We start from the raw sequence: 6,787 nt of genomic DNA, 5'->3' as shown, positions 1-6,787 counted from the left end.
GCCGGGGCGGGCGGAGGACCGGCGGGGCCGGCGGTCGTCGGTGCTGTGCGCGGGGCGCCCGGAGGCGAGGGTGTCGGACGTGGGCATGGGGGCTCCTGGCGGGGACGTGCGGGTGATGGTCGTCGGGCGGTCGGACGTCCAGGGGGACGCCTGCGGGAGCGCAGGCGATCACTGAACACCGTTCAGGAGAGGATAGCGGCAAGCGGGGGCGGGTGCGTACCCGGACGACGGCGATGGCGTCGAAGGGCCCCGGACGCGAGCCCCGCCCCGATCAGGTGTCGAGATGCAACGAAGATTTCAGAAACGCGCCAATTTGATTCATACGCCGATCAGGGTCTGAAGGGTTGACACCGGCTCCTCCTGCCCCTCGCTTGACCAGCGCACGGGATCACGGTCGCTACTGTCGAGATGCAGCGAAGATCGCACAAACGCATACCTATGCTGCATACGAGAATGAGCACCTGACCCTTGACTCCCTGCAGCCCGGGTCTCTTCGGCAGGCTCCCGGAACTCGAGACCCCCACATCATCGACGACCCCACCATCCCGACCCCGGTACCCCCTCCTGAAACCAAGCTTCGCCCCACCAGCGCCGAGGACGCCGCCGACCTCGCCGCCGCCATGGCCGCCCGAGGCGGCACGCCGGCAGACCACGCGCCCGCCGCCCGCCGACTCCTCGACCGAGCCCCCGTTCTACTGCTCGCGGAGCGGGCCGGCTCGAACAGCCCCCGGGTCGTGGGACGGTCTGGCGCCACTCTTGCCGCCCTGCACCCCGGGGCCCAGCCCCGGTGGCTCACCGCCGGGCTGACGGTGACCCCCGAGGCCCAACGCACCGGCGTCGTCCGGCGCCTGCTGCACGCGGTGATCGGGGCGGTCGCAGATCGCGGCGGCGGGGACCTCCACAGCGTCGTGAACGCCGGCAACGCCCCCTCACTCGCCCTACACGCGTCCCTGGGCCTCGAGATCGTCGAGACCGGGCCGCGCTTCGCCGGGATCGAGTTCGCCGGCGGCGTCGGCGTCCTACTGTCCCGCCCGACGTGCCCCGAGAGTGCCCCCGCCTGCGCATAGAATCATCGGATGGAACGCCCCGCGCCCACCGCCGAGATCTGCCCCGTCAGGCCGGAAGACACGGACGCCGTCGTCGCCCTGTGGGAACGCGCCCTGCCCGAGTACGGCGACCCCACGCGGCCGCAGCGGGCGCCGCGACCGAGCATCCGCCGCAAGCTGGACTGGGGCGACGGCCTGTTCTGGCTCGCTGTGTCGGACGAGGAGGTCGTCGGCACGGTCATGGCCGGCTACGACGGCCACCGCGGCTGGATCTACTCGCTGGCCGTCCACCCTGACCATCGGCGCGGAGGCCTCGGCACCGCCCTCGTGGCCCACGCGGAGCAGGAGCTGGCCCGCCTCGGATGCCCGAAGGTCAACCTCCAGGTGCTGGCGACGAACGCCGACGGCGCCGAGTTCTGGGCGGCCACCGGGTACCAGCCGGACCCCGTGCTCGGCCTCGGGAAGCGACTCGGGGGATGACGACGCGGGAGCCGCGCGACGGACGCGGGTCAGACGTCGGGGCGGACGAACGCGACCTCGTTCCACGTGCCGAACGCGACAGGGCCGTGGAGCCGACCCACCGATTGAGCAGTTCACCGCGTGTCGTGTGAACTCTCCCCGGCATCTCGACATCAGGCGGCGGCGGTCGGCATCATCGGGCCACCGCCTCGGCGGTGAGCTCCAGCCGCGGCCAGGCGGAGAGGTCGCGGAGCATCTGACGGTCGTGGGTGGCCACGACTACCGCCGACCGGGTCGCGCGGAGGGCCTCCGTCAGCTCGTCGACGAGCGTCGCGGAGAGGTGGTTGGTGGGCTCGTCGAGCATCAGCAGATCCGGCCGCTCGGCGAGGCACAGGGCCAGGTGGAGGCGCCGCTGCTGCCCCTGGGACAGGCGGCTGACGGGGGCGTCCATGCTCCGAGGCTCCAGGAGCCCGAGCGAGGCGAGCGGCGGCGTCCCGCCGTCGACGTCCGCCAGGAGGCCCCGGCGGTGCAGGTGCACCTCGAACGCCTGGCGCGCGGTGTGCCGCGGGTTCCAGGCGGGGGCCTCCTGGGTGAGCAGGGCGATCCGCGCGCCCGTGTGCCGCAGGACGCGGCCCGCCGTGGGGTCGAGACGCCCGGCCAGGACGTGCAGCAGCGTGGACTTGCCGGCGCCGTTGGGGCCGGTGAGCAGCAGGCGGTCGCCGCCCGTGAGGTCCGCCGAGACCGGCCCGCGCAGGCGGCCGGCGACGTCGACCCCCTCGGCGCTCAGCAGCGGGCGGGCGGCCCGGGTGGACGACGCCGGCCAGGCCAGTGCCCGGGGCGGCTCCGGCACCGTGACCTCGTGCGCTTCGAGGTCCCGCACCCGGCGGTTGAAGGCCTGCACCACGCCCGCGGCCCGCGTGGCCCGCTGGTGCTTGCCGGTGCCCTTGTCCGGGCGCCACCGGTCCTGCAGGCGACCGCGGGCCGCCTCGGCCGCCTCGGCGAGGGCCGCATGCTCGGCCACCTGCTGCTCGTGCGCCTGCTCCCAGGCGGAACGCTCGGCGCGCCGACCCTTCTCCCACCCCGCGTAGCCGCCCGCGTACTGCCGGGGGCGCCCGTCGGAGGTGGGGTCCAGGTCCAGGAAGGTCTCGGCGACGTCCTTCAGCAGGGCGCGGTCATGGGTGACCACCGCGACGCCGCCCGGATGCTCCCGCAGGGCACGGGTCAGGTGCTCCAGGGCCCCGGCGTCCAGATGGTTGGTGGGCTCGTCCAGCAGGAGCAGGTCCACGGCCGACCCGAGCACGACCGCCAGCCGGACGCGGTACCGCTGCCCGACGGACAGCGAGTTCAGGGGGCGCGTGCGGTCCGTGCAGGCGGAGAGTCCCTCCAGGGCGACGTCGATGCGCCGCTCCGCGTCCCACGCCTCGAGGGCGGTGGCCGTCTCGAGCGCGCGGGCGTAGTCGTCGTCCGCGCCCGGCCGGCCCTCGGCCAGCGCGCGGGTGGCGGCCTCGAGACGGTCCAGGACGGCGAGCGACTCCCCGATGGCGTCGTGGATGAGATCGCCGACCGTGCGGTCGTCGTCGGCGTCGAGGTCCTGCTCGACGAGGGCGAGGGTGCCGGCGCGGGTCACGGTGCCCGCGTCGGGCGCCAGCGTGCCGGCCAGCACGTGGAGGAGGGTGGTCTTGCCGCGGCCGTTCTCGCCGACGATCGCCAGCCGGGAGCCGGCGGAGACCGTCACGTCCGCCTGGTCCAGGACGGTGCGGTCGCCGAGGGTGAGCGTGATGCCCTCGGCTCGGATGTGGGCGGAGGCGCCCGCCGGCAGGGCAGGGACGTGGGGAGGGGTCAGAGTCATCGTGGTCTCTCAGCTCGTCATGGAGCCGGGCAGCACGAAGGGGGCCGCCCGGCGGGATGCCAGGACGGCGAGCGGAGTCAGGGAGAAGGAGTCGCCGCCGCCGTCAGCGGGCGGAGCGGAGCCTCATCGATGCGATGCCTCTGTATGCCATGCGGACCACGGTATCAGCGGCGGCAAGAGCGGGCGGGGCGGGCGGGTCGTCGGCATGCAGGCGATGAACGGTGCCGACGTCGCCGGGTCGCGTCGCATGGAGACCGGCTCGTGGCTCGGCCTGCCGTTCCAAGGCCAGGGGCTGGGCACTCGGATGCGGCGGATGATGTGCGCCCTCGCGTTCGACGGCCTGGGCCTGACGTGACGCTCCCGGAGGCCGTGCTGCTGCGCACCGCCATCGTCCGCCGCGGACTCACCTGACGATCGCGACATGACCTGCCGGCAGAACCCAGGGGATGTCGCGATCGTCAGGTCGATCCGCCCCACCCGCACGGTCCCGGAACGCGCTGCGGGACGGCAGGCCGCTAGCGTGTCCGGCATGACGCAACGACGCACGCGCTGGCGCAGCGCCGCCTCCCAGGACGCCGAGTACCGGGCGCACTGGGAGGCGGCGGCGAGCGCCGACGTCGGGACCCCGGACGCCCTGACCTGGGCGGTGCTGGGCGACTCGGCCGCCGTCGGCGTGGGGGCCGCGCGCGTGGAGGAGTCGTACGTGGCGCAGGTGGCCGCGGGCGTGGCCGAGCGGACCGGCAGGACCGTGCGCGTGCTCAACCTCGCGGTCTCCGGAGCCACCGCCGCGCACGTGCTGGCGGACCAGCTCCCCCTCTTGCCCGAGGACGGAGCGGACGCGGTGACGTGCGTGGTCGGCGGGAACGACGTCGCCTGGCCGGTCCGCTTCCGCGTGGACCGGTTCGCGGCCCCGCTCGAGGAGGTCGCCCAGCGCCTGCCCGCGGGCGCGACCCTCGGCACCGTCCCGGTGTTCCGCATCCCGCCGTACGAGTCGCGCGTGGAGTGCGCGAATGCGGCCGTCCGCGTGATCGCCGCCCGCCACGGCCTCGGCGTCGCGGACGTGCACGCGGCCACCCGGCGCACCTCGCTGCGCCACCAGGTCAGCATGCTCTCCCACGACCTCTTCCACCCCAACGGGGCCGGCTACCGGGACTGGGCGCGCGCCGTCCTGCCCGAGGTGCTGCGCCAGGTCCGCGGGGAGGCGCCGACGCGCTGAGCCCGTTGCACCGCCCCGCCGAAGTCACCGAGCCCCGGCGACATCACCGCGGCGCTGCACTGCGGTGATGTCGCTGAGGGTCGGTCGAACGGGCGAGACGGGCGTCAGCCGTCGGCCGGCCGCAGCCGCTCCGTGGGCAGCGTCAGGACCTCGGCCCGGGCAAGGTCCACGGACAGGGCGACCGCCGCGTCGTCGAGCACCGGGGCCACAGTGACCGTGTCCCGCGTGATCTCGCGGATGCGCACCCGCCGGGCCGCGCCGCCGTCGGCGGCGTCCAACAGCCAGTCCTCGGCGAGCATCCGCAGCCCGACGGCGTCCAGCAGCTCCTCCGCCTCCTCCAGCTCCATGGGATCACCGCAGACGCGGCGAAGTCGGTCGCGGGGCACGAACAGCCCGTCGTCGGTCATCTCGAGGTAGCCGACGTGCTCGCCGTCGTCGCGTCGGATGTGGTCGAAGGGGGCGCTCATGGTCCCCAGCGTAGGGCGCGCGTCACACGAGCACCCCCGCGCGGGGACTCGGCACCGGAGTCCGCGCGGCGCACTAGCGTGGGGCCATGGACACCTCCACCGCCCCGAACGCGGACCACGGCCACGCCGCCGACGACGACGTCTCCTACCGCACCCGCAAGTGGGTCAAGCCCGAGGACCTCAACGCCAACGGCACCCTCTTCGGCGGGTCCCTGCTGCGCTGGATCGACGAGGAGGCGGCGATCTACGCCATCATCCAGCTCGGCAACCCGCGCTCCGTGACCAAGCTGATCTCCGAGATCAACTTCCGCTCCTCCGCCCGCCAGGGGGACATGATCGAGATGGGCCTGCGCGCCGTGAAGTTCGGCCGCACCTCGCTGACCATGCGGGCCAAGGTCCGCAACATGATCACCGGCGAGGTCATCCTGACCATCGAGAAGATCGTGTTCGTGTCCCTGGACGAGGACGGCAACCCGGTGCCCCACGGCTACACGGACATCACCTTCGACCGCGACCGCCTCCCGCAGGACACGGCGCGCTAGAGCTCCGCCCGCGCGGCGACGTCGCTGCGGTGCGCGACGAGGTCCTCCACCCGCGCGGCGAGGGCGGCGGCGCGGCGCTTGACGTCCTCGTCCCACTGCTGCGGCAGCGGCAGCCGCTCGATCTCGTCCGCCTCCCGCCAGGCGCTGACCAGGGCCGACTCCCACAGGCGCTGCTCGGCCTCGCGCGCGTCCGCGGCGGGACCGCGGCCCAGCACGGCGACGGCGTCGAGACGCTGGAGGTCCAGGTCGAGCATGAGCCGCTCGAGGCGGCCGCGCGCCCGCGCCACCGTCCCGCGCGCCGGACCCACCCCGAACCGCCGGGCCATCGCCCCGCCCACCGCCCGCGCCGCGAGCGCGAGCATGAGGAGCACGATGCCGCCGCTCACCGTGAGCAGCGCCCACAGGGTCGAGGTCTCGACGTCGGACTCGAAGGCGCCCTCGGACTGCACGCCGCGGGCCACGTTCTCGATCTCGTGCGCCACGCTGACCTCCGTGAGGTCGGGCTCCCAGCCCCGCGAGACGTTCATGCGCTCGAAGCCGCCGCCCTCCAGCCAGCTCTCGGTCCCGTACGCGACCACCCCGGTCAGCGAGGCGTCCACGATCACCTGCCCGCCCGCCGTCGTGAACACGGGCACGATCACCGCGCCGGGGCGCAGGTCCCCCGTGCCGGGCTCGAGGAGGTCGGGGAACTCGGCCTTCAGGCGGACGAGCCCGTCCAGGGTCGCCGAACGGTCCAGGGCCATGATGCTCTCGCTCGAGGGGCCGGAGGGGTCCGGCACGAGGTGGCTCGCGGCGGGGCGCACGGCCACCGTCACGTCCAGGCCCGCCGGCAGCGTCTCCTCGAGGTAGCCGCGGACGTCCTCCACGGACAGGTGCTCCTCGGTCAGCACGCCCTGGGGCATGCCGTCCACCACGAGGCTCGCGACCTCGTCCGAGCCCGTGAGGTCCCAGCCGGGCTCGGCCGTGGCGGCCTCGGCCAGCGGCCGGGCGATCAGCCCGGCCAGCACCAGGCACCCGACGGCGGTGCCCACGGCCGCCCACCACGGGCCCGACGACGCCGATCGCTCCCGCTCGCCTGCGCGGCGCCTGCGTGGTCACCAGGTGCAGGAGGGCGTCGGCGAGGTCCTCGGCGAAGGTGAGTCGGCCGTGCTGGTCGTCGACGACGGCCGGGTCGATCCCTCGCTTGGCGAGCGAGGCCATGGTGGCCA

General features: G+C 74.3%; 8 protein-coding genes and 1 pseudogene. 5 read left to right on the top strand and 4 right to left on the bottom strand.

Translation table 11 applies throughout. The features are described from left to right. Positions 1-620: 620 nt before the first annotated feature. The gene (locus NWP10_RS12490) at positions 621-1,067 is read left to right on the top strand and encodes a GNAT family N-acetyltransferase (RefSeq protein WP_375162483.1); all 447 of its coding nucleotides are present in this window, start codon (positions 621-623) and stop codon (positions 1,065-1,067) included. Positions 1,068-1,076: 9 nt separating this feature from the next. Next, positions 1,077-1,526 (top strand): GNAT family acetyltransferase, encoded by a 450-nt coding sequence (locus NWP10_RS09820; protein WP_258300771.1) that lies wholly within the window; start codon positions 1,077-1,079, stop codon positions 1,524-1,526. Positions 1,527-1,698: 172 nt separating this feature from the next. Here NWP10_RS09820 and NWP10_RS09815 read toward each other — a convergent pair whose 3' ends face one another. Further along, positions 1,699-3,354, bottom strand: a complete 1,656-nt coding sequence (locus NWP10_RS09815) for an ABC-F family ATP-binding cassette domain-containing protein (RefSeq protein WP_258300770.1) — start codon at positions 3,352-3,354, stop codon at positions 1,699-1,701. Positions 3,355-3,568: 214 nt separating this feature from the next. Here NWP10_RS09815 and NWP10_RS09810 point away from each other — a divergent pair, with 214 nt between their 5' ends. Together NWP10_RS09810 and NWP10_RS09805 are read left to right on the top strand one after the other, a co-directional pair. Next, positions 3,569-3,709 (top strand): hypothetical protein, encoded by a 141-nt coding sequence (locus NWP10_RS09810; protein WP_258300769.1) that lies wholly within the window; start codon positions 3,569-3,571, stop codon positions 3,707-3,709. A gap of 174 nt (positions 3,710-3,883) precedes the next feature. Then, a complete protein-coding gene (locus NWP10_RS09805) occupies positions 3,884-4,570 on the top strand; it encodes an SGNH/GDSL hydrolase family protein (RefSeq protein ID WP_258300768.1) in 687 nt (228 codons plus the stop codon). 104 nt (positions 4,571-4,674) lie between these two features. Here the strand turns inward: NWP10_RS09805 and NWP10_RS09800 are convergent, their stop codons facing one another. Further along, positions 4,675-5,037 (bottom strand): serine/threonine protein phosphatase, encoded by a 363-nt coding sequence (locus tag NWP10_RS09800; protein ID WP_258300767.1) that lies wholly within the window; start codon positions 5,035-5,037, stop codon positions 4,675-4,677. A gap of 86 nt (positions 5,038-5,123) precedes the next feature. On the opposite strand from NWP10_RS09800, the gene NWP10_RS09795 reads away from it, so the two are divergent. Then, positions 5,124-5,579 carry an acyl-CoA thioesterase gene (locus NWP10_RS09795; RefSeq protein WP_258300766.1) on the top strand — a complete coding sequence of 152 codons (456 nt, stop codon included), beginning with the start codon at positions 5,124-5,126 and terminating at the stop codon, positions 5,577-5,579. Here the strand turns inward: NWP10_RS09795 and NWP10_RS09790 are convergent. Both NWP10_RS09790 and NWP10_RS09785 read right to left on the bottom strand, forming a co-directional pair. Further along, positions 5,576-6,610 (bottom strand): hypothetical protein, encoded by a 1,035-nt coding sequence (locus NWP10_RS09790; protein ID WP_258300765.1) that lies wholly within the window; start codon positions 6,608-6,610, stop codon positions 5,576-5,578. The genes NWP10_RS09795 and NWP10_RS09790 overlap by 4 nt on opposite strands. Positions 6,611-6,659: 49 nt before the next feature. Continuing rightward, positions 6,660-6,787: pseudogene (locus NWP10_RS09785) on the bottom strand (dTDP-4-dehydrorhamnose reductase); the annotation flags it as partial.

This window comes from Micrococcus sp. HG099 (genome assembly GCF_024723355.1).
Lineage (GTDB): Bacteria > Actinomycetota > Actinomycetes > Actinomycetales > Micrococcaceae > Micrococcus > Micrococcus endophyticus.
Note: the sequence above shows the minus strand (reverse complement) of the source record. Positions and strands in the feature narration are given on the sequence as shown.

Coding starts and splice junctions, on each gene's coding strand:
- NWP10_RS12490 (WP_375162483.1), top strand. CDS start 621: ATGGCCGCCCGAGGCGGCACGCCGGCAGACCACGCGCCCGCCGCCCGC.
- NWP10_RS09800 (WP_258300767.1), bottom strand. CDS start 5,037: ATGAGCGCCCCCTTCGACCACATCCGACGCGACGACGGCGAGCACGTC.
- NWP10_RS09810 (WP_258300769.1), top strand. CDS start 3,569: ATGAACGGTGCCGACGTCGCCGGGTCGCGTCGCATGGAGACCGGCTCG.
- NWP10_RS09820 (WP_258300771.1), top strand. CDS start 1,077: ATGGAACGCCCCGCGCCCACCGCCGAGATCTGCCCCGTCAGGCCGGAA.
- NWP10_RS09805 (WP_258300768.1), top strand. CDS start 3,884: ATGACGCAACGACGCACGCGCTGGCGCAGCGCCGCCTCCCAGGACGCC.
- NWP10_RS09815 (WP_258300770.1), bottom strand. CDS start 3,354: ATGACTCTGACCCCTCCCCACGTCCCTGCCCTGCCGGCGGGCGCCTCC.
- NWP10_RS09795 (WP_258300766.1), top strand. CDS start 5,124: ATGGACACCTCCACCGCCCCGAACGCGGACCACGGCCACGCCGCCGAC.